Source organism: Streptomyces cinnabarinus (genome assembly GCF_027270315.1).
GTDB classification, from domain to species: domain Bacteria; phylum Actinomycetota; class Actinomycetes; order Streptomycetales; family Streptomycetaceae; genus Streptomyces; species Streptomyces cinnabarinus.
The window spans coordinates 2,317,584-2,339,916 of the sequence record NZ_CP114413.1; the positions used below are offsets into that span (position 1 = coordinate 2,317,584).

The following is a 22,333-nucleotide window of genomic DNA, read 5'->3' on the forward strand; positions in this document are numbered from 1 at the left end:
TGACGGGAATCAGTGGTCGCCGAGCCACCAGGCGGCGGTGGAGCCGGGCAGTACCCCGGCCGGGCAGGGGCCGCTGGACAGCAGCGGGGTGCCGGAGACCGGCGCGGGGGCGGGGGCGGTGCCGAAGTTGACGGCGCAGACGAGCCCGTCCCCCCGGGAGAAGGCGAGGACGCCCGGTGTGCCGTCCAGCCAGTGCAGTTCGCCCTCGCCCAACTGAGGTAGCGAGGAGCGCAGTTGGAGGCCGTCGCGGTACAGGTGCCAGAAGGAGCGGGTGTCGGCGAGGGCCCGGTCGGTGGCGTGCTCGGCGAACCACTCCGGCTGCGGCAGCCAGGGCTTGGCGCCCTCGACCCCGGAGGTGAAGCCGAACGGCGAGGCCTGTCCCGACCAGGGCAGCGGCACCCGGCAGCCGTCCCGGATCCGGGCCCGGCTGCCGGTGCGCCGGAAGATCGGGTCGGTGAGCACGTCGTCGGGCAGGTCCACGACCTCGGGCAGCCCCAGCTCCTCGCCCTGGTAGATGTACGCGGCCCCGGGCAGCGCCAGCATCAGCAGCGCGGCGGCGCGGGCGCGGGCGGGGCCGAGGCCGCTGCTCTCGGGCGCGGGTTCGCCGTAGCGGGTGACCGTGCGGACCTGGTCGTGGTTGTTGAGGACCCAGGTGACGGTGGAGCCCGTACCGGCTATGTCCTGCATGGCCTCGGAGATGACCTTGCGGAAGGCGTCCGCGTCCCAGGCCGCGCCGAGCAGGTCGAAGAAGAAGGCCTGGTGGAGTTCGTCCTCGCGGACGTAGTGGGCGTGTTCGCGGGCCGTCGGCACGGACACCTCGCCGACCAGGAGCCGTTCGCGGCCGTCGCGGGCGGTGTACTCCTCGCAGATGGCGCGCCAGTGCCGCCACACCTCGTGCACCTCGGGCTGGTTCCAGGCGAGCGGGTTGACCGAGTCGCGGGTGCGGGCGTCGGCCTCCGGGTCGTCGGAGTCGGGCAGGTCCGGGTGCTTGAAGAGACCGGCGGCGACGTCGATGCGGAAGCCGTCGACACCCCGGTCGAGCCAGAAGCGGAGCGTCTCCTCGAAGTCGGCGCCGACCTCGGGGTCGCGCCAGTTCCAGTCGGGCTGCTCGGGCGTGAACATGTGCAGGTACCACTGGCCGTCCTCGACGCGGGTCCAGGCCGGGCCGCCGAACATGGCGTGCCAGTTGTTGGGCGGCTCGGCGCCCTCCGGGCCCCGGCCGTCGGCGAAGTGAAAGCGGGCGCGGGCCGCGCTCCCGGGAGCCGCGGCGAGCGCGGCGCGGAACGCCGGGTGCTCGCTGGAGCAGTGGTTGGGGACGATGTCCAGCAGCACCTTGATGCCGAGTCGGCGGGCGGCCGCCATCAGCAGGTCGAACTCGGCGAGGTCGCCGAAGAGGGGGTCGACGTCGCGGTAGTCGGCGACGTCGTAGCCGTGATCGTGCTGCGGCGAGGGGTAGCAGGGGCTCAGCCAGATCCCGTCGACGCCCAGCTTCTTCAGGTACGGCAGCCCGGCCCGGACGCCGGCGAGATCGCCTATGCCGTCACCGGTGCTGTCCAGAAAGCTGCGGACGTAGACCTGGTAGATCACCGCGTCCCGCCACCAGAGGTACTTACTCAACATGTATGCATGTTAGGTATCAGGGAGGTAAGGGTGTCAATGAAAAAGGGCCCCGTAGGGCCCTAATGAGACGTCCGCGTTACCTAACATGTAACTACTGGGAGATCGCGGCCAGCTCCCGCGCCAGTCGCCGGACCGCCGCCTCGGGCGTGACATGCCCGGTCATCGCGTCCCGCACCACCGCCTGCACCACCAGGCTGACCTGGTCGTAGCGCGGGCTCTTGGGGCGCGGGGCGGCCGTGAGCACGCTCTCGCGCAGGGTCGGAAGGTACGGGAACTCCCTGATGAGTTCAGGATCCTCGTAGAGGTCCGACCGCACCGGCGGCAGCGCGCCCCGCGTCAGCACCTGGCGCTGTACGGGTTCACTGGTCAGGTACGCCATCAGCCGCGCGGCGGACTCGGGGTGCCGGGCGTGCGTGGAGACGGCCAGGTTGGAGCCGCCGAGCACACTGGTGCCCGGCCCGTCCGGACCCGGCAGTGGCACCGCGCCGACCTTCCCGGCGACCGGTGAGCCCTCGGCGTCGGTGACGGCATAGGCGTAGGGCCAGTTGCGCAGGAAGAGCAGCCGGCCGTCCTGGAAGGCCTGCTTGGACTCCTCCTCCTTGTAGGCCAGCGCCCGCTCCGGGATCCAGCCCTCGCGCACTCCGCGCGCCAGGAACCCGATGCCCTCCCGCGCGGCGGCCGAGTCGACGGTGACGCGCTCGCCCTCACCGCCCAGGATGGAGCCGCCCGCCGAGTAGACGGCCTCGGCGGCGTTGACGGTGAGCCCCTCGTACGGCAGGAACTGGCCCGCGTATCCGTCGAGCCCGTGTTCCGGGGCGACGGTCTTCGCCAGGTGCTCCAACTCGGCCCAGGTGCGCGGCGGATCGAGGCCCTCCGCGGCGAGGACGTCCTTGCGGTAGAGGAGCAGCCCGGCATTGGTGACATAGGGGACGGCGTACAGCCGCCCGTCGTAGGTCGCCGTGTCCACGACCGGGGGCAGGAAGGAGTCCAGCGGGAAGCTCTCGCGCGGCAGTGGCCGTATCCAGCCCGCCGCCGCGAACTCCGAGGTCCAGCTGACGTCGATGTTGAGGAGGTCGAACCGGCCGCGCCCGCCGTCCCGCAGGTCGGTGGTCATCTGGGCGTGGGTCTCGTCGGCGGAGTCCGGCAGCTCGACGAGGGTGACCCGCTCACCGGGATGCGTACGGTTCCAGCCCTCCAGCAGCGGGCCGAGATAGCCGGTGAGGTCACCGGCGGTGGCGAGGGTCAGCGGACCGCGCCCGGCCGCCTCGCCGGCCTGCACTCCGGAGGCCGCGTATCCGGTCAGAACCACCAGCAGTGCGAGGAGGCCCCTACCGGCGGCGTGTATCCACCGCATAGGTTCCTCCCTGTACACCGGCACGGGCGTCGTCGCCCGGGTCAGAGGCCATGTATACCCGTTAGGTATGCGCGATACTAGGGTCCGTCGCACATTACCGAGGACCTAGGAGGACTGCACGAGTGCGCCTGCCCCTCCTGGCACTCCTCGCGCGCGGCCCCGCTCACGGCTACGAGCTCAAGCAGGACCTTGAGCAGATGCTGGGCTCGGCGTACCCTCAGCCGAACGTCGGCCAGATCTACGTCACCCTCGGCCGCCTCGAGAAGACGGGACTGATCGAGGGCGAGGACGTGGAGCAGTCCAGCCGACCCAACAAGAAGGTCTACCACCTCACCGACGCCGGGCGCGAGGCGCTGAGCGCCTGGTTCGAGGAGACCGAGGACGAGCCGCGGGTGCGGGACGAGTTCTTCATGAAACTGGCCCTCGCTCCCCAGTCCGGCCTCGCCGACCAGATCGCCCTCATCAACCGACAACGGCGCCAGTACCTCACCACCATGCGCACCCTCTCCAAGCTGGCCGCCACCGAAGACCGCGACAACCGCATCGCCCATCTCCTGATAGAGGGCGCGATGCTGCATCTCCAGGCCGACCTCGACTGGCTGGAGCGCTGCCAGGAAGAGCTGGAGGAGCTGGAATGAGCGAGGGTCCCGCTCCCGTGCTGCATGCCGAGCGCCTGGTCAAGACGCACCACGGCGAGGGCGCCCCGGCCCACGCCGTGCGCGGCGTCGACCTGCGGGTGGCGGGCGGCGAGTTCGTCGCGATCACCGGCCCGTCCGGTGCCGGGAAGTCGACGCTGCTGCATCTGCTGGGCGGGCTCCAGCGGCCGGACAGCGGCAGCATCCGCCTGGACGGGGTGCCCACCGACACCTGGAGCGAGGCGCGCTGGGCGGTGGAGCGCAGAAAGCGCATCGGCATCGTCTTCCAGTTCTTCAACCTGGTCTCGAACCTGTCGGTCGCCGACAACGTCGAGCTGCCCGCCCTGCTCGCCGGAGTCCCGCCGAAGAAGGCCCGCGCGGAGCGCGAGGAGCTGCTGGCCGAGCTGGGTCTGGACGGCAAGGAGCGCAGCATGCCGGGCGAGCTGTCCGGCGGCGAGCAGCAGCGCGTCGCCCTGGCCCGCGCCCTGGTCAACCATCCCCCGCTGCTGCTGGCCGACGAGCCCGCGGGCAGCCTCGACAGCAAGGGCACCCGCGAGGTGATGCGGCTGCTGTCCCGCTTCCACCAGCGCGGCCAGACGATCCTGCTGGTCACCCATGACGCCCGGCTGGCGAGCGCGGCGGACCGCGTGATCAGCTTCTTCGACGGCCGAATAGCCGACGACGCGACCCTCGCCGACACCACCCCGCCGCGCCGCACCGGCATCTCCGGCGTACTGGAGCTCAGGGACTGACATGCGGGCCTACGACGATCCCCGGGGGGCCTGAGCCGGATGCGAGCCACTCTGCGCTGGGCGCACTCCGATCTGCGCACGCACCGCGGCGAGGCGCTGTTCCTGGTCCTCGCCACCGCGGGCGTCGTCGTCTCCCTGCTGCTGGCCACGGCCCTGTTCGGCTACGCCACCAACCCCTGGCAGCGCGTCTTCACCCAGTCCCACGGCGCCCATGTCTGGCTGCACACGGCCGACACCGCCGACGCGGGCAGACTGAACGCGCTGGACGGCGTCACCGCCGTCGCCGGCCCCTACCCCACCGCCGCCACCACCCTCGCCTCCCGGGGCGCCCGCGCCACGGTCGAACTCCGCGGCACCCCGGACCGGCCCGCCATCGGCCGCCCGCTGCTCACCTCCGGCCACTGGCTGGACCCGGCGACCCCCGACGGAGTCGTCCTGGAGTCCCGCCTCGCCCGCACCCTGCTCGCCGCCCCCGGCGACACCCTCACCCTCCCCGGCACGGCCCGCACCCTGACCGTGCTCGGCGTCGCCGACAGCGCCGAACCCCGCTACCAGCCCGGCGAGCGCTTCGGACTGGTCTGGGCCCTGCCCTCCGCCGTACGGGACCCAAACGGCCAGGTCACCGGATTGCGCCTGGCCGACCCCGAGGACACCGACTACGCCGTGCAGCGCGCGGTCACCGAGCTGGGCGCCGGCGCGGTCGGCGAGGTCACCACCTGGAAGCAGGCGCGCGCCGAGGAACAGGGCGACGACCGGCTGCTCGGCCAGGTGCTGGGCCTGTTCGGCCTGGGCGCGCTGATCGCCGCCGGACTCGCCGTGCACGGCGCGATCGCCACCCGCATCCGCGGCCACCTCAGAGACATCTCCATCCTCAAGGCCATCGGCTTCACCCCGAGCCAGGTGGTCCGCGTCTATCTGCTCCAGCATCTCGCCTACGCCCTGCTGGGCGCCGTGTCCGCGGCCGCCCTCACCGAAGCGCTGGGCAGCCGGTTCCCGGGGCGGCTCGGCGACGCGGTCGGCGTGTGGCAGGGGCTGCCCGGGCACGCGGTGGTGCTGTTCGCCGTCCCGGTGTGCGCGGTGCTGTTCATCGCCGCGACGACCGGCCTCGCGGCCTGGCGGGCGGGCCGGGTGTCTCCGGTGCCGGTGCCCCGGCCGGCCTCCTCGGCGGGCGCCGGTCTGTCGGGTCCGGTCCGGCGGCTGCTGGGGGTACGGCTGTCCCCCGCGCTGGTGCTGGGCTGGCACACCGCGTTCGCCCGCCGCCCGCGCACCCTCGCCACCGTCGCCCGGCTCGCCCTGCCGCTGCTGCTGATCGTCGTCGCGCTCAGCGCCTGGAGCACCATCGACCGGTTCCAGAGCCGCCCCGAGCAGATCGGCCTGCCCACCGCGCTGACCGTGCACACCGACTCCGGCATCGGCGCCCGGGACGCCCGCACGCTGCTGGCGGACGACCCACAGGTAACCGCCGTCTACCCGAGCGTCGAGGTCGCGGCACTGGTCCCGGGCCAGACCTCCACGATCGCGCTGCGCGGCCTCGGCACCCACGAGGCCCCCTACCCGCATGCCCTCGCCGAGGGCCGCCCGGCGGACGGACCGGACGAGGCGGTCGCCGGACAGGGCCTGCTGAACCTGCTGAACGCCGAGGTCGGCGACTGGGTCCGGATGACCGTCGGCGACCAGCCGCAGATCCTGCACATCGTCGGCCGCAGCATCGAGCCGGAGAACGCCGGGCGCACCATCTCCACCTCGCTCGACACCCTCCGCGAGAACGACCCCGCGCTCGTCCCGAGCCGCTACGAACTCCAGCTCCGCCCCGGCGCCGACGCCTCCACGGTCGCGGCCCGACTGACCTCGGCCGGCCACGGCCACCTCGACATCCACACCGTCCCCAACCCGGCCGACGGCCTCTCACCGCTGCGCGGGGTGGTCGTCGGCCTCATCACGATCCTGGCCCTGATCGGCCTGATCGAACTCCTGACGGCGATCGGCGGCACGGTCCGCGAGGGCGAACGCGACCTGCTGGCCCTGAAGGCGATCGGCCTCTCCCCCCGCCAGATCACCGGCATCACGGTCACGGCGACGGCCTGCACGGCACTGGCGGCGGTAACGGCGGCCACGGCGCTGGGGGCGCCCCTGGGGCAGTGGCTGATAGACGCACAGGGCAGATCGAGCGGCATCGGGTCGGGGATAGCGGACGGCCCGTCCGCCGCACTCCTCCTGCTGTTCGGCGCGGCGGCGGTAGCGGGTGCGGCAGCGGTGGCAGCCGTACCGGCGACCAGGGCGGCAAGACGCAGACTGGCGGACACGCTGAGCGCCGTGGCCTGAGGCATGGCTGTGTGGCCACGTGAAGCGGGCGGCTCCGCGCCGCCCGCTTCCGGGTCACCGCCCGCGCAGCTCGCGGTACTTGGCGACCAGCGCCTTGGTGGAGGCGTCGAGGCCCGGTACCTCGGCGCCCTCGGTCAGCGCGGGCTCGACGCGCTTGGCGAGGACCTTGCCGAGCTCCACGCCCCACTGGTCGAAGGAGTCGATGTTCCAGACGGCGCCCTGGACGAACACCTTGTGCTCGTAGAGCGCGACGAGCTGGCCGAGCACGGACGGCGTCAGCTCACGGGCGAGAATCGTGGTCGTCGGGTGGTTGCCCTGGAACGTCTTGTGGGCGACCAGTTCGTCCGGCACTCCCTCCGCGCGGACCTCCTCCGGTGTCTTGCCGAAGGCCAGCGCCTGGGTCTGGGCGAAGAAGTTCGCCATCAGCAGGTCGTGCTGCGCCTTGAGTTCCTCGCTCATCTCGGCGACCGGCTCAGCGAACCCGATGAAGTCCGCCGGGATCAGCTTGGTGCCCTGATGGATCAACTGGTAGTACGCGTGCTGCCCGTTGGTGCCCGGAGTGCCCCACACCACCGGCCCGGTCTGCCATTCCACCGGCAGCCCGTCCCGCCCGACGTACTTGCCGTTGGACTCCATGTCGAGCTGCTGGAGATACGCCGTGAACTTCGACAGGTAGTGGCTGTACGGCAGCACCGCGTGCGACTGGGCGTCGTGGAAGTTGCCGTACCAGATGCCCAGCAGGCCCAGCAGCAGCGGCACATTGGACTCGGCGGGGGCGGTCCTGAAGTGCTCGTCGACCAGCCGGAAGCCGTCGAGCATCTCACGGAAGCGGTCCGGGCCGATGGCGATCATCAGGGAGAGGCCGATCGCCGAGTCGTAGGAGTAGCGGCCGCCGACCCAGTCCCAGAACTCGAACATGTTCGCCGGGTCGATACCGAACTCCGTCACCTTCTCGGTGTTCGTGGACAGCGCCACGAAGTGCCGGGCGACGGCTTCCTGGCCGGCCTTCAGCTCCCCCAGCAGCCAGTTGCGCGCCGAGGTCGCGTTGGTGATGGTCTCGATGGTGGTGAAGGTCTTGGAGGCGATGATGAACAGCGTCTCCGCCGCGTCCAGGTCGCGGGTGGCCTCGTGCAGATCGGCGCCGTCCACATTGGAGACGAAACGGACCGTCAGCTCGCGGTCGGTGAAGGACCGCAGCACCTCATAGGCCATGGCGGGGCCGAGGTCGGAGCCGCCGATGCCGATGTTGACGATGTTCTTGATGCGCTTGCCGGTGTGGCCGGTCCAGGCGCCGGAGCGGACCCGGTCGGCGAAGCCGCTCATCTTGTCGAGGACCGCGTGCACACCAGGCACCACGTTCTCGCCGTCGACCTCGACGACCGCCTCGCGCGGAGCGCGCAGCGCGGTGTGCAGGACCGCCCGGTCCTCGGTGATGTTGATGCGGTCACCGCGGAACATGGCGTCGCGCAGCCCGAACACATCGGTGGCGACGGCCAGCTCGCGCAGCAGGCGCAGCGTCTCGTCGGTGACGAGGTGCTTGGAGTAGTCGATGTGCAGGTCGCCGACCTGCAGCGTGTACCCGGAGCCGCGGCCGGGCTCGGCGGCGAACAGCTCGCGTAGCCTCACCTCGCCGAGCTGCTCGCGATGCTTGGCCAGTGCGGTCCATTCGGGCGTCTGGTTGAGCCGGGTACGGCCGTCTTGGTTCATCTCGGACTTCAGCCTTCTTTCGTACCTGTCCCCGCTGCTCCCAACCTAGTTGATCAGCGGGTGACGTGAGCTGTCGTGCTGTCGTCGTGCGGGGCAACAACAAGTACGTCCACCTTGAGCACAGGTATCAGCGCGAGGACGGACAGGACGAAGAACGCGGCCGCGAGCAGGGCGGGACTGTTGAGTCCCCAGGCGGTGGCGGCCGCTCCGCCGAGCAGCGCGCCCAGCGGGGCCCCGGCGACCCCGAGCGTTCTGAACGCCGAGCTCACCCGGCCCAGCAGGTCGGCCGGGGTGCGCTGCTGCATCAGGGTCATGGTGTTGACGTTCCACACCATCCCCATGAACCCGAACACGGCCAAGGCGACGGCCAGGGCGGCCGGATGACGTATCGAACCCATCGCCAGGAGCGCGCCGATCTGCACCGTCCCGGCGAGCAGCACCGCCCGCACCCGCCCGACCCGGGTGACGAGCGCGCCCCCGGCGAGACCGCCGGTCAGGCTGCCGACCGTGTACGCCGTCATGGCGACCGCGTATCCGGTGTTGCCGGCGTCCAGCCAGCCCGTCACCAGGAGGACCAGCGTTGCGATGAGGGCGCCCATGCCGATGTTGCACAGGGCGGTCGCGGCGCACAGGCCGCGCAGGGCCCGGTCCCGCCACAGGGCGCGCAGTCCTTCGGCGATCTCCCGGCGCAAGGTGCTGCCCGCGGGTCCGGGCTTGCGCGACGGCGGCGCGGTGCGCAGCGAGGCCATCAGCGCGGCGGCCACCAGGAAGGTGACCGCGTCGGCCGCGAAGGGCACCGCCGCCCCGGCCGCGAGCAGCAGCGGCACCACGGGGGCGCCCAGCAGTCCGCCGGCGACCCGCTGTCCGGTCATCAGCCGGGCGTTGGCGCCGCCCAGTTCGGCGCGGTCCACCAGTGCGGGCAGCAGGGCCGTCGAGGCGTTGTCGAACAGGGTCTGGAGTGTGGTCAGGGCGAAGGCCAGCGCGATCAGCAGGCCGATCGAGGCGTGTCCGAGCGCGACGGCCAGGGCAAACGCGGCGACCAGCAGTCCGCGTACCGCGTCCACGGTCCACATCGCGCGCCGCTGGTCCACCCGGTCGGCGACGGCGCCGCCCAGCAGTCCGAAGACGATCCAGGGCAGATAGCCGCAGGCGGTCACCGCGGCGATGAGCAGGGGCCGGTCCGTCAGGGTCGCGGCGAGCAGCGGCAGCGCGGCCGTACGCAGCGCGTCGCCGAAGCTGGAGAGCACGGCGGCGCTCCACAGTCGTCCGAAACCACCGCGCCACGCCGGTGCGCGCGCGTCCCCCGTCTCGACCGCCGCCACGTCTCCCCCTCACGATGCTCCCGATGCACAAGATCGATGCACAAACCGTAGAGGGCACCACTGACAATCGGCCGGGGCCCGGGGAGCGGTGGCCCCGCGATACAGCTCCGGCCAGGCACCGTGAGGCGCCTGGCCGGTCCTGAAGTTCTAGATCTCGCCGCGCAGTTTGGCGAGCGCCTCGGCGAGGATCGCCTCGCCGTCCGCGTCGCTGCGCCGCTCCCGTACATACGCCAGGTGCGTCTTGTAGGGCTCGGTGCGCGGCGGGTCCGGCGGGTTGTCCCGGTCCTGCCCGGCGGGGAAGCCGCAGCGCGGGCAGTCCCAGGTGTCGGGGACCTGCGCGTCGCTGGCGAAGCTGGGCTGGGTCTCGTGCCCGTTGGAGCACCAGAAGGAGATGCGCAACCGGGGCGCGGACTCGCCGCGCTCGGCCTCGCCCATCGGCCCCGCCCCGACCCGGCTTCCTCGGATCGCGTTGCCACTTGCCACGGTGTAACTCCCTGCGTGATGGTGCCGCGAAGCGAGTCGGCGTTTCGCTTCGTTGCGAGCGCCTCAGTCTACGTAAGGCCCAACGCGCGTCCAGTGATTGGAGTTACAGGCCCCATATCAAGACGCAAGCCCCATGATAGGCCGCGCTCAGCTGCGCGTACCGAACATGGGGCCTTACGTACGGATTGTGCGTGCCGGTCAGTTGTTCACCTTCATCAGAAGGCCGAGCACGACAATGCAGGCGAACCAGAGCAGACCGACCACGACGGTGATCCGGTCGAGGTTGCGCTCGGCGACCGAGGAGCCGCCGACGGACGACTGCATGCCGCCACCGAACATGTCGGAGAGGCCGCCGCCCTTGCCCTTGTGCATCAGCACCAGCAGCATCAGCAGCCCGCTGAACACGATCAGGGCGATCGAGAACCCCATAACCACGGCTGGACCAACTTCCTCGGATCTGGATGGACGACAGGGGCACAGCCTCCAGGCTGTGCCCCCGCAAGGGTACGACGGATCGCCGCTACCGCATACTCACTGGTCGCGGAAGCGCACGATCTTGACGAACTCGTCGGCGTCGAGCGAGGCACCGCCGACCAGGGCGCCGTCGATGTCGGCCTGCGCCATGATCTCGGCGACGTTGCCGGACTTCACCGAGCCGCCGTACTGGATGCGGATCTTGTCGGCCACGCCCTGCGAGTACAGCTCGGCGAGCTTGCCGCGAATGGCCGCGCAGACCTCCTGGGCGTCCCCGGCGCCGCAGACCTTGCCGGTACCGATGGCCCAGACGGGCTCGTAGGCGATCACGATGGTCTCGGCCTGCTCGGCCGGGAGGTCCTTCAGACCGCCCTCGACCTGGGCGAGGGTGTGGGAGACGTGGTTGCCCGCCTCGCGGACGTCCAGCTCCTCGCCGACGCACAGGATCGGGGTCAGGCCGTGCTTGTAGGCGGCCTTGACCTTGGCGTTGACGATCTCGTCGGTCTCGTTGTGGTACTGGCGGCGCTCGGAGTGGCCGATGGCCACGTACGTGCACTTCAGCTTGGCCAGCATCGGGCCGGAGATCTCGCCGGTGTAGGCGCCGGAGTCCTGCGCCGAGATGTCCTGGGCGCCGTACTTGATCTTCAGCTTGTCGCCGTCGACCAGGGTCTGCACGGAGCGCAGGTCGGTGAAGGGCGGCAGGACGGCGACCTCGACGGCCTCGTAGTCCTTGTCCGCGAGGGCGAAGGCGAGCTTCTGGACGTGGGCGATGGCCTCAAGGTGGTTGAGGTTCATCTTCCAGTTGCCCGCCATCAGCGGCGTACGGGTGCTCATTGAGGGTCAGTCCTCCAGTGCGGCGAGGCCGGGGAGCGTCTTGCCCTCGAGGTATTCGAGGGAGGCGCCGCCACCGGTCGAGATGTGGCCGAATGCGTTCTCGTCGAAGCCGAGCGTGCGCACGGCTGCGGCGGAGTCTCCGCCGCCGACGACGGTGAATCCGTCCGAGTCGACGAGGGCCTGGGCGACCGCCCTGGTGCCCTCGGCGTAGTCGGGGTGCTCGAAGACGCCCATGGGACCGTTCCAGAAGACGGTCGCGGCGTCGGTGAGCTTGGCGGCGTACAGCTCGCCGGTCCTCGGGCCGATGTCCAGGCCGAGCTGGCCCTCGGGCATCTTGTCCGCGTCGACGGCCGAGTGCTCGGTGGGCGCCTTGGCCTTCAGGTCCGGGAAGCCCGGGGAGACCACGACGTCGACCGGGAGCACCAGCTCGACGCCCAGCTTCTCGGCGCGCTCCAGGTACTCGGTGACGGCCGGGATCTGGTCCTCCTGGAGCAGCGAGGTGCCGACCTCGTAGCCCTTGGCCTTGAGGAAGGTGAAGGCCATGCCGCCGCCGATGAGGATGCGGTCGGCCTTGCCGAGCAGCTGGTCGATGACGGCCAGCTTGTCGGAGACCTTGGAGCCGCCGAGGGCCACGGCGTAGGGCCGCTGGACCTCGTCGGTGAGCTTCTTCAGCACACCGACCTCGGTGGCGATGAGGTAGCCGGCGTAGTGCGGCAGCTTGCCGGGGAGGTCGTACACCGAGGCGTGCTTGCGGTGCACCGCGCCGAAGCCGTCACCGACGTAGATGTCGGCGAGGGCGGCGAGCTGCCCGGCGAAGGCGTCGCGCTCGGCGTCGTCCTTGCTGGTCTCGCCGGCGTTGAAGCGCAGGTTCTCGATGACCGCGACGCGGCCGTCGGCGAGTCCGGCGACCGTGGCGGTGGCGGACTCCCCGACCGTGTCGGTCGCGAAGGCCACCTCGGCGCCGAGGAGTTCACCGAGCCGCGCGGCGGCCGGGGCAAGAGTGAAGGCCGGGTCCGGGGCGCCCTTGGGGCGGCCCAGGTGGGAGGCCACGACCACGCGGGCGCCCGCCTCGGCGAGGGCCTTGACGGTGGGCAGGACGGCGCGGATACGGCCGTCGTCGGTGATCGTGGTGCCATCCAGCGGCACGTTCAGGTCGGCGCGGACGAAGACCCGCTTGCCTGCGACGCCTTCGGCGAGAAGTTCGTCGATCGTCTTCATTGAGAGGGCTCCCGAGAAGTGTGCGTGATGCTCGTGATCCTAAGAGAGCTGGTCCGTACGTGAGTCAGGGCCCGGGCGGCGCGTCCCTGCGCCGCCCGAGCCCTGCTGTCACATCGAGGTGCCTGCTCCGGGGATCAGAGCTGGTTGCCGACGAAGACCGTGAGGTCGACGAGGCGGTTGGAGTAGCCCCACTCGTTGTCGTACCAGCCGAGGATCTTCACCGACTTGCCCTCCTGGACCATGGTCAGGGAGGAGTCGAAGGTGCAGGAGGCCGGGTCGCTGACGATGTCGGAGGAGACGATCGCGTCCTCCGTGTAGGACAGGTAGCCCTGAAGCTCGCCCTCGGAGGCCTTCTTGAACGCGGCGTTGACCTCGTCCTTGGTGACCTCGCGCTCGAGCTCCACGACCAGGTCGGTGGCGGAACCCGTCGGGACCGGCACGCGCATGGCGATGCCGTCCAGCTTGCCCTTGAGCTGCGGGAGGACCAGGGCGGTGGCCTTGGCGGCACCCGTCGTGGTCGGAATGATGTTCTCCGCGGCGGCGCGGGCGCGACGCAGGTCCTTGTGCGGGAAGTCCAGGATGCGCTGGTCGTTGGTGTACGCGTGGACCGTGGTCATCAGACCCTTGACGATGCCGAAGTTCTCGTCGAGGACCTTCGCCATCGGCGCCACACAGTTGGTGGTGCAGGAGGCGTTGGAGATGACGTGGTGGTTGGCCGCGTCGTACTTGTCCTGGTTGACGCCCATCACGATGGTGATGTCCTCGTCGGAGGCCGGAGCCGAGATGAGGACCTTCTTGGCGCCGCCGGCGATGTGCTTCTCGGCGTCGGCCTTCTTCGTGAAGATGCCCGTCGACTCGATGACGATGTCGACGCCCAGCTCGCCCCACGGGATGTCGGCGGGGTTGCGCTCGGACAGCACCTTGATGGTGTGGCCGTCGACCGTGATCGTGTCGGCGGTGTGGGTGACCTCTGCCTTGAGGCGGCCCAGGATCGTGTCGTACTTCAGCAGATGCGCAGTGGTCGCGGTGTCACCCAGGTCGTTGACAGCCACGATCTCGATGTCAGCACCCTGCTCCAGGAGCGCGCGGAAGTAGTTACGACCGATGCGGCCGAAGCCGTTGATGCCTACGCGGATCGTCACGAACCGATCTCCTCGTTGGTACGCCGGCCATGCGGTGCCGGCGAGCTGTATTTGGGATGTCCCCGACCGCCTACGACCCTACCTCCCTGAAGGCCCCGTGGTGACATCGAGATGCCGCATACACGGGCAGGCGGTCCGTACCCGCCAGTAGGGGTACGGACCGCCCCCGGCCTTCACCGTCCTGTCACCGTTGCCTTACGGAGAGTTCGGACGGCCGGAGTCCAGATCTCACCCGTCGAGGGCGTCGAGCGCCTTGCCGATCAGGGCCGCCCGGTCGGCCGGGGCGACCACGTGCTCCAGGCCGAAGCCCAGCAGCACGGTGTCGTGTGTGGTGACCGCGCCGTACGTCTGGAAGAGCCGGCCCACGCGGGCCCAGTCCTTGACGACCGCGGGGCTGCCCGCGGGCGGGCCGGGGGTGCTCCAGGCGCCGAGCGACGTCTCGAAGCCCTCGGTCTGGGTCGCGCTGCCGGCGATCACGACGGAGGCGTTGTCGACGAGGACACCGCGGCCGCCGGAGCCGGGGTCGGTGATGTAGCCGAGCGAGAGCTCCACGGTCCGGCCCGCGTAGGCGGACAGATCGAAGGAGACCTCCTGCCAGCCGGCCGAGGCGCCGGTGAAGCTGTTCCAGGAGCCGCTGGTGCCGGACGGGGTGCAGGCCCCGGCGCCGAGCGTCAGGTACCGCTTGAGCGCGGGGTGTGCCTGGATGAAGTACCCGGCCGAGCACTCCTCGGGCACCGCGGTGCTGGTCGCGCCGCCCAGGTCCGGCAGCGTGGTCCAGTCGTCACCACCCGCGGTACGGGCCTCCAGTACGGCGTGGTCGTAGCCCGGCTCGGTGCTCCACAGCATGCGGGTGCGCAGCTTGGGCGCGTCCGCGGCGGTCACCGAGGTGAGGTCGACGGTGCGGGTGAGGCGGTTCCAGGCGTAGTCGCTGTGGGTGACGGCCGCCATGAAGCTGCCCTCGTACGGGCCGTACGGGTTGACCGTGCCCGGGTAGCCTCCCGCTCCGGCGCTCGCGAACTGCGGGAACCTGTCCGCGGGCAGGGTCTCTGAGGTGACGCTGTAGGACCCGGCCGCGTTCAGCGGGTTGCCCGGCGCCCCGGCCAGCGCGCCCTGGGCGCCCGCGAGTTCGCCGGAGCCCTCGAAGGCGGTGGCCCCGGGCAGCGACGTACGGCTGTAGGCGCCGAGGTAGTACTGGCTGAAGTCGTTGGACGGGTTGCCGCCGCCGAGGTCGACGCTGCCGCCCGCCTGCTCGCCGGCCTCGATCAGCTTGCCGCCCTCGTTGAGGAAGGCGCGCAGCTGGAGCTGGGTGGCGTTGCCGGGGACTCCGGCGCCGGTGTAGTGGACGACGGTGTCGAAGTGGCCGAGCACGCCGAGCGCGTCCGGCGCTCCCTGCGTGGCGACGTCCCAGACGACCGCCTTGTGGCCGTTGGCCTTGAGCGCGTCGACGTAGGTCCGCGCCTGGGTCGCGGCCACGCCTTCCTCGGCCACGACGAGGACGTCCGCGCGCGGCCGTTCGGCGACGGTGTAGGTGAAGTGCTCGCTGGAGACCTTCTTGCCGCTCCTGGTCTCGCCGGTGAACCAGACCTCGACCCGGTCGCCCTGGTCGCCGTCGGCGGCCTTGGCGCGGTACTCGTCGAAGTAGAGGTTGTCCTCACCGCCGTAGGTCTCCCCGCCCTTCCAGGGCCGCAGCGCCATGTCGTGCGTGCGGCCGCCGTTGACGCGGTACTTGAGCTCCTTGTCGCGCAGCGCCTTGCGTGCGACGACGGAGATCTCCTGGTCGGCGCCGCGGGAGTACGACGTGGTGAACGGCGCCGGGGTGAAGTCGGCGGCCTGCCGGCCGACGGAGGAGACCGGCTGGTCGGGGTGGGCGGCGGACTCGGCGACGGAGAGCGCGAACGGGACGTTCTTGGTGAACTCCTGCTGGATCAGCTTCTCGTCGTCCGGGAAGGTGAAGATCGACCGGCAGTCGCCGGGGAGCCAGGCGTCGTTCGGGTCGACGTTCGAGGCAGTCTGGCAGGTCGACATCTCGGGGGTGAACATCGCCAGGCCGTTGACGTTGGCGGCGTGTCCGTCCGCCTCGCCGTTGGTGGTGTACAGCTCCGAGGAGACCTGCGGGTGGTAACCCGGGATCGCGGAGTCGTCGGGGGTTCCGGCGAGTGCCTGGTAGAGGACATCGTCCGGGGTGCTGGTGGCCACCTGCCAGCCGACGCCGTAGAGGAGGAGTTCGGCGGCCGAGTGGTAGTTGATGCCGAGTGCGAAGCCGATGCGCTTCTGGAGGGCGTCGATCGCCTTGGTCTCCGGCTCCGAGCCCGGGGCGTCGCCGCGGTAGGTCTGGCTGGTGGGGTTGGGGGACGAACCCTCGTCGTCGTAGCCCCACTTGTAGGAGAAGTTGCGGTTGAGGTCGACTCCGTCGCCGGTGCCGATGACGCCGTCGGCGTTGACGTCCTTCAGGTTCTTGCGCCACTGGCGGTCGCCGTCGTCCTGGAAGGTGTAGTCGTAGCCGTCGGGGTTGGCCGAGAGCACGAACCACAGCTCGGTGCTGTCGACGATCTTCTTGACGCGCCGGTCGGTCCGGTAGTTGTCCAGGTAGTGGTGCATCAGCCGCCGGGTCATCTCCGGGGTGATCCACTCACGCGCGTGCTGGTTGGACATGTACAGCACGGCGGGCTTGGCGCCGTCCTCGGACCTCTTGGCGTTCTTGGTGAGCTTCAGCGCGAGGATGTCCTGGCCGGTGACGGTCTTCCCGATGGAGACGACCTTGGTGAGGCCGGGGTTCTCCTGGCCGGCCCGGAGGATCTCCTCCTTCAGGCCACCGCTGCCGCTGTAGGGACGGAACACGCCCTCGGCGGCCGCCTCGACGCGCTGCTCGGCCTTGGCGGAGAGGGTGTGCTCGGTGAGCTCGACGCCCTGTTTCTCCAGCTTCTCGGCCTGGGTGTCGGTGAGGTAGACCTCGATCGTGGCGGTGCCCTTCTCGGGCGCCTGCGCACTGAGTTCATGGCCGTCCTGTCCGGCGGCCAGCAACAGCGGGATCTGCTGCTTGGTGACCTCGGCGCGGAACACCTTGACCTCGTCCGGGTCTGCGGTGTCCGAACTGCCGTTCTGTGCCTGGGCGATGGGTGCGAAGCTCGCTCCGCCGATCAGGAGCGCGCCGACAGCGAGGATCGATCTCGCTCTGTGTCTCATGAACCCCCCTGGTGTGGGTTCGCCACGTCAGCGAACAGATGCCAGGCTCATGACACTCCATGATCGAGTCAAGGGTGCCTCAAGACACGAAAACGCCGGTGGCCGTCGCCCAAGTGGGCGCGGCCACCGGCGTGGTGAGCGGGCGTCAGCCGACGAGGTTGTCGGCCATCTCCTCGGTGAGGCTGGACTCGGTGCCCGGGACGCCGAGGTCCTGGGCGCGCTTGTCGGCCATCGCGAGCAGCCTGCGGATCCGGCCGGCCACGGCGTCCTTGGTGAGCGGCGGGTCGGCGAGCGCGCCCAGCTCCTCCAGGGAGGCCTGCTTGTGCTCCATGCGCAGGCGTCCGGCGGCGGCGAGGTGCTCGGGGACCTCCTCGCCGAGGATCTCCAGGGCGCGCTGGACGCGGGCACCGGCGGCGACGGCCGCGCGCGCGGAGCGGCGGAGGTTGGCGTCGTCGAAGTTGGCGAGCCGGTTCGCCGTGGCCCGGACCTCGCGGCGCATCCGCCGCTCCTCCCAGGCCAGCACGGACTCATGCGCGCCGAGCCGGGTCAGCAGAGCGCCGATCGCGTCGCCGTCGCGGACGACCACGCGGTCCACGCCGCGCACCTCGCGGGCCTTCGCGGCGATGGACAGCCGGCGCGCGGCACCGACGAGCGCGAGCGCTGCCTCGGGACCCGGGCAGGTCACCTCCAGGGAGGAGGAGCGGCCGGGCTCGGTGAGCGAGCCGTGGGCCAGGAAGGCACCGCGCCAGGCGGCCTCGGCGTCACAGGTGGCGCCGGAGACGACCTGCGGGGGCAGACCGCGGATCGGGCGGCCCCGCCCGTCGACCAGGCCGGTCTGCCGGGCCAGCTGGTCACCGCCGGCCACGACCCGGACGACGTAACGCGAGCCGCGGCGCAGTCCGCCCGGTGCCATCACGATCAGCTCGGAGCTGTGGCCGAAGATCTCCAGGATGTCCCGCTTGAGCCGGCGGGCCGCCATCGCGGTGTCCAGCTCCGCCTCGATCACGATCCGCCCGCTGACCAGGTGGAGGCCGCCGGCGAACCGCAGAATGGCGGAGACCTCCGCCTTCCTGCAGCAGGTACGGGTGACGGGGAGCCGGGAGATCTCGTCCTTCACCGCTGCCGTCATCGCCATGGGCCGATCCTTCCATGCATCCGAAAAATACGGTCGTACGCGGCGGCCAGCAGCTCCGGGTCGTGCCGCGGAGTTCCGTCCCTCCGGGCGACCGGAGCCAGCTCGACCGCGGCCCCGAACCGTTTGGCGGCCTCGGTGAGCACCTCGCGGTCGGGCACGGCGGCCTCGTCGGCCAGCACCACGTCCAGGGCGAGTTTAGGGGCGTGTCGTCCCAAAACCTCCAAATGACGCTGCGGGGAGAAGCCTTCGGTTTCTCCGGGCTGCGGGGCGAGGTTCAGCGAGAGTACCCGGCGCGCCTTGGTCTCGGTCAGCGCGTCCAGCAGCTCGGGCACGAGGAGGTGCGGGATGACCGAGGAGAACCAGGACCCGGGACCCAGTACCACCCAGTCGGCGTCGAGGACCGCCGCGACGGCCTCGGGGACGGCGGGCGGGCCGTGCGGCACGAGGTGCACGGACTGCACCTCACCGGGGGTGAGCGCCACGGTGGCCTGGCCGAGCACGGTGTCCACGTCCTCGGGCCGCTCCGGATCGTGCCCCTTGACCAGCGCCTGGAGCTCAAGCGGTACGGCGGACATGGGCAGCACGCGCCCGTGCGCGCCGAGCAGCTTGCCGACCAGGTCCAGGGCCTGGACATGGTCGCCGAGCTGTTCCCACAGGGCGACGATCAGCAGGTTGCCGACCGCGTGGTCGTGCAGGTCGCCCTTGGAGTGGAAGCGGTGCTGGATCACCCGGGACCAGGTCTGTCCCCAGTCGTCGTCGCCGCACAGCGCGGCCAGCGCCTTGCGCAGGTCGCCGGGCGGCAGGACGCCCAGCTCGTCGCGCAGGCGCCCGCTGGAGCCGCCGTCGTCGGCCACGGTGACCACGGCGGTGAGGTCGCCGGTGATCCGGCGCAGCGCGGCGAGCGAGGCGGACAGCCCCATGCCGCCGCCGAGGGCGACGACCTTGGGCTGGGTGCCCCGGCGGCGCGGCCGGCCGCCGCGGGCCGTGCCGGGGCGGCCGATCCGGCTCTCCGGCGCCCCCCGGCCCACCCTGATCAGCCGGGGTGTACGTCCTGTCATTCGCGTCCCATGTCCCGGTGTACGACCACCGTCTCCACACCCTGCGCGGCGAGCCGCGCGGCGAGCTTCTCAGAGGTGGCCACCGAACGGTGCTTGCCACCGGTGCAGCCGACCGCGATGGTCACATAGCGCTTGCCCTCACGACGGTAGCCCGCGGCAATCAGCTGGAGCAGCTCGGTGTACCGGTCGAGGAACTCCTTGGCGCCGGGCTGGTTGAGGACGTACGCCGCCACCTCCTCGTTCAGGCCGGTGTACGGGCGCAGCTCCGGGACCCAGTGCGGGTTGGGCAGGAAGCGCATGTCGACGACGAGGTCGGCGTCGACGGGCAGGCCGTACTTGAAGCCGAAGGACATCACGGTGGCCCGCAGCTCGGGCTCCTCCTCGCCCGCGAACTGGGCGTCCATCTTGGCGCGCAGCTCGTGCACGTTGAGGCTGGAGGTGTCGATGACCAGGTCGGCGTCGCCGCGCAGCTCGCGCAGCAGCTCGCGCTCGGCGGCGATGCCGTCGACGATCCGGCCGTCGCCCTGGAGGGGGTGCGGGCGCCGCACCGACTCGAAGCGGCGCACCAGGGCGTCGTCGGAGGACTCCAGGAAGACGATGCGCCGGGTGACGCCCCGGGTGTCGAGGTCGGCGAGCGACTCGCGGAGGTTGTCGAAGAAGCGGCGGCCACGGACGTCGACGACGACCGCGATCCGGGCCACGTTGCCCTGGGAGCGGGCGCCGAGCTCCACCATGGTGGGGATCAGCGCCGGCGGCAGGTTGTCGACGACGAACCAGCCGAGGTCCTCCAGACACTTCGCGGCGGTCGAGCGGCCCGCTCCGGACATGCCGGAGATGATCACCAGTTCGGGGATGGCGGCCTCGGGGACCGCGGCTGCCTCGCCGGCCGTACTCACCTGTGCTCCGTTTTCCTCGGGTGACTGCTGTGCGGTGCCATCATCGCCCATGTCCTGATGGGCCTGATCTCGCTCCGCCGCTGGTTGCTTGTCCTGCTCGGTCATGTCTCCTGCCCCCGTCGTTCGTCCGGGGTGCCCGCGGTCACGGACTCCCCCGGGGTGCCCGCGGTCGTCTCGGGCGCCCCGTCCTCCATGTCTTCCATGATCTCTCCAGTCGCCGTGTTCACGGCGGGCGCGGCCGGGGCCGCCTGGGCGAAGGCCGCGGCAATGGTCTCGGCCGTTTTACGGCCTATGCCCGGAACCTCACAGATCTGGTCGATTGTCGCCGATCGAAGCCTCTTCACCGAACCGAAGTGCTTGATCAGCGCCTGTTTGCGGGTCTCGCCGAGCCCGGGGACGTCGTCCAGCGGGCTGGACCGGAAGCGCTTGGCGCGCTTGGCGCGCTGATAGGTGATCGCGAAGCGGTGGGCCTCGTCACGGACCCGCTGGAGCAGATACAGGCCCTCGCTGGTGCGGGGCAGGACCACGGGGTCGTCCTCGCCGGGCAGCCAGACCTCCTCCAGCCGCTTGGCCAGCCCGCATACGGCGATGTCGTCGATGCCCAGCTCGTCCAGGGCCTTCTTGGCGGCGGCGACCTGGGGCTGCCCGCCGTCGACGACGACGAGCTGGGGCGGGTAGGCGAACTTCCTGGGGCGGCCGTCGTCGTCCTTGAGGCCGTTGTCCAGGACCTCCGCGGACTCCTCGTCCACCCACTCGCCGGTCTTCTCCTTCTCGGCGATGTACCGCTTGAAGCGGCGGGAGATCACCTCGTGCATGGACCGCACGTCGTCCTGGCCGGCGAAGCCCTTGATCTGGAAGCGGCGGTACTCGCCCTTGCGCTGCAGGCCGTCCTCGAAGACGACCATGGAGGCCACGACGTCGTCGCCCTGGAGATGGGAGATGTCGTAGCACTCGATGCGCAGCGGGGCGCTGTCCAGGCCGAGGGCGTCGGCGATCTCCTCCAGCGCGCGCGAGCGCGTGGTCAGGTCGGAGGCCCGCTTGGTCTTGTGCAGGACGAGGGCCTGCTGGGCGTTGCGCTCGACGGTCTCCATCAGCGCCTTCTTGTCGCCGCGCTGCGGAATGCGCAGCGAGACGTTCGACCCGCGGCGCTCGGTGAGCCACTGCTGGACCGGCTCCACCGGCTCGGGCAGGGCCGGGACGAGGACCTCCTTCGGCACGGAATCCCCGCTCTCCTCGCCGTAGAGCTGCTGGAGGGCGTGTTCGACGAGGGCGCCGGTGGTGATCTCCTCGACCTTGTCGGTGACCCAGCCGCGCTGGCCGCGCACGCGTCCGCCGCGGACGTGGAAGATCTGCACGGCCGCCTCCAGCTCGTCCTCGGCGACGGCGATCAGGTCGGCGTCGGTCGCGTCGGCGAGCACGACCGCGCTCTTCTCCATGGCCTTCTTCAGGGCCCCGATGTCGTCGCGCAGCCGGGCGGCCCGCTCGTACTCCAGCTCGTCGGCCGCCAGCATCATCTGCTTCTCCAGGCGGCGCAGATAGGTGCCGGTGCGCCCGGCCATGAAGTCGCAGAACTCCTCGGCGAGTTCCCGGTGTTCCCCGGGCGAGACACGGCCCACGCAGGGCGCGGAGCACTTGCCGATGTAGCCGAGCAGACAGGGGCGGTCGGTGCGGGCGGCGTTCTTGAAGACCCCGGCCGAGCAGGTGCGCACCGGGAAGACGCGGAGCAGGAGGTCGACAGTGTCGCGGATCGCCCACGCGTGGCCGTACGGCCCGAAGTAGCGCACGCCCTTCTTCTTGTGACCGCGCATCACCTGCACGCGCGGGAACTCCTCGTTCAGCGTCACCGCGAGGTAGGGGTAGCTCTTGTCATCGCGGTACTTGACGTTGAACCGGGGGTCGTACTCCTTGATCCAGGAGTACTCCAGCTGGAGCGCCTCGACCTCCGTGGACACCACCGTCCACTCCACGGACGCGGCCGTAGTGACCATCGTCCGGGTGCGCGGATGCAGTCCGGCCAGGTCCTGGAAGTAGTTCGCCAGGCGCTGGCGCAGGCTCTTCGCCTTTCCGACGTAGATCACCCGGCGGTGCTCGTCGCGGAAGCGATAGACCCCGGGGGAGTCCGGGATCTGTCCCGGCCTGGGGCGGTAGCTGGAGGGGTCGGCCATGTTTCACACCCTACTGGCGAGGGGTGACAGCGC

General features: G+C 70.8%; 17 protein-coding genes. 3 read left to right on the plus strand and 14 right to left on the minus strand.

Features of this window, described 5'->3' with window-relative positions; all coding sequences use genetic code 11:
• Positions 1-9: 9 nt before the first annotated feature.
• Together STRCI_RS10470 and STRCI_RS10475 are read right to left on the minus strand one after the other, a co-directional pair.
• Positions 10-1,620, minus strand: coding sequence for a glycoside hydrolase family 13 protein (locus STRCI_RS10470; RefSeq protein WP_269658603.1), 1,611 nt, complete (start codon positions 1,618-1,620; stop codon positions 10-12).
• A gap of 91 nt (positions 1,621-1,711) precedes the next feature.
• Complete coding sequence (locus STRCI_RS10475; protein WP_269658604.1) at positions 1,712-2,974, minus strand: ABC transporter substrate-binding protein; 1,263 nt, start codon at positions 2,972-2,974, stop codon at positions 1,712-1,714.
• Between the two features lie 122 nt (positions 2,975-3,096).
• Here STRCI_RS10475 and STRCI_RS10480 point away from each other — a divergent pair, with 122 nt between their 5' ends.
• Genes STRCI_RS10480 through STRCI_RS10490 form a run of 3 tightly spaced genes read left to right on the plus strand, consistent with a single transcriptional unit; the run spans position 3,097 to position 6,683 of the window.
• Positions 3,097-3,612, plus strand: a complete 516-nt coding sequence (locus STRCI_RS10480; RefSeq protein ID WP_269658605.1) for a PadR family transcriptional regulator — start codon at positions 3,097-3,099, stop codon at positions 3,610-3,612.
• Positions 3,609-4,361: an ABC transporter ATP-binding protein gene (locus tag STRCI_RS10485; RefSeq protein WP_269658606.1), complete on the plus strand. Its 753-nt coding sequence runs from the start codon at positions 3,609-3,611 to the stop codon at positions 4,359-4,361. The genes STRCI_RS10480 and STRCI_RS10485 overlap by 4 nt, the downstream gene beginning before the upstream one ends.
• Positions 4,362-4,400: 39 nt before the next feature.
• Positions 4,401-6,683 (plus strand): ABC transporter permease, encoded by a 2,283-nt coding sequence (locus tag STRCI_RS10490; RefSeq protein WP_269658607.1) that lies wholly within the window; start codon positions 4,401-4,403, stop codon positions 6,681-6,683.
• Positions 6,684-6,737: 54 nt separating this feature from the next.
• Here STRCI_RS10490 and pgi read toward each other — a convergent pair whose 3' ends face one another.
• The 12 genes from pgi to uvrC all read right to left on the minus strand — a co-directional run bounded on the left by pgi (position 6,738) and on the right by uvrC (position 22,300).
• Positions 6,738-8,390 carry a glucose-6-phosphate isomerase gene (gene pgi / locus STRCI_RS10495; RefSeq protein WP_269658608.1) on the minus strand — a complete coding sequence of 551 codons (1,653 nt, stop codon included), beginning with the start codon at positions 8,388-8,390 and terminating at the stop codon, positions 6,738-6,740.
• 53 nt (positions 8,391-8,443) lie between these two features.
• On the minus strand, positions 8,444-9,712 hold the full coding sequence (locus STRCI_RS10500; protein WP_269658609.1) for an MFS transporter: 1,269 nt from the start codon (positions 9,710-9,712) through the stop codon (positions 8,444-8,446).
• 147 nt (positions 9,713-9,859) lie between these two features.
• The gene (locus STRCI_RS10505) at positions 9,860-10,147 is read right to left on the minus strand and encodes an RNA polymerase-binding protein RbpA (RefSeq protein WP_004002138.1); all 288 of its coding nucleotides are present in this window, start codon (positions 10,145-10,147) and stop codon (positions 9,860-9,862) included.
• 246 nt (positions 10,148-10,393) lie between these two features.
• The gene (gene secG, locus STRCI_RS10510; RefSeq protein WP_015661252.1) at positions 10,394-10,624 is read right to left on the minus strand and encodes a preprotein translocase subunit SecG; all 231 of its coding nucleotides are present in this window, start codon (positions 10,622-10,624) and stop codon (positions 10,394-10,396) included.
• Positions 10,625-10,726: 102 nt separating this feature from the next.
• Positions 10,727-11,503, minus strand: coding sequence for a triose-phosphate isomerase (gene tpiA, locus STRCI_RS10515; RefSeq protein WP_269658610.1), 777 nt, complete (start codon positions 11,501-11,503; stop codon positions 10,727-10,729).
• A gap of 6 nt (positions 11,504-11,509) precedes the next feature.
• The gene (locus STRCI_RS10520; protein ID WP_269658611.1) at positions 11,510-12,721 is read right to left on the minus strand and encodes a phosphoglycerate kinase; all 1,212 of its coding nucleotides are present in this window, start codon (positions 12,719-12,721) and stop codon (positions 11,510-11,512) included.
• 134 nt (positions 12,722-12,855) lie between these two features.
• The gene (gene gap / locus STRCI_RS10525) at positions 12,856-13,863 is read right to left on the minus strand and encodes a type I glyceraldehyde-3-phosphate dehydrogenase (protein ID WP_269658612.1); all 1,008 of its coding nucleotides are present in this window, start codon (positions 13,861-13,863) and stop codon (positions 12,856-12,858) included.
• Positions 13,864-14,091: 228 nt separating this feature from the next.
• Positions 14,092-17,046: a M14 family metallopeptidase gene (locus STRCI_RS10530; RefSeq protein WP_269658613.1), complete on the minus strand. Its 2,955-nt coding sequence runs from the start codon at positions 17,044-17,046 to the stop codon at positions 14,092-14,094.
• 145 nt (positions 17,047-17,191) lie between these two features.
• On the minus strand, positions 17,192-18,181 hold the full coding sequence (gene whiA, locus STRCI_RS10535; protein ID WP_269658614.1) for a DNA-binding protein WhiA: 990 nt from the start codon (positions 18,179-18,181) through the stop codon (positions 17,192-17,194).
• A complete protein-coding gene (locus STRCI_RS10540; protein ID WP_269658615.1) occupies positions 18,172-19,239 on the minus strand; it encodes a gluconeogenesis factor YvcK family protein in 1,068 nt (355 codons plus the stop codon). Before STRCI_RS10540 ends, whiA begins: the two co-directional genes overlap by 10 nt.
• Positions 19,236-20,240, minus strand: a complete 1,005-nt coding sequence (rapZ, locus tag STRCI_RS10545) for an RNase adapter RapZ (RefSeq protein ID WP_269658616.1) — start codon at positions 20,238-20,240, stop codon at positions 19,236-19,238. Before rapZ ends, STRCI_RS10540 begins: the two co-directional genes overlap by 4 nt.
• Positions 20,237-22,300: an excinuclease ABC subunit UvrC gene (uvrC, locus tag STRCI_RS10550; protein WP_269658617.1), complete on the minus strand. Its 2,064-nt coding sequence runs from the start codon at positions 22,298-22,300 to the stop codon at positions 20,237-20,239. Before uvrC ends, rapZ begins: the two co-directional genes overlap by 4 nt.
• Positions 22,301-22,333: the final 33 nt, after the last annotated feature.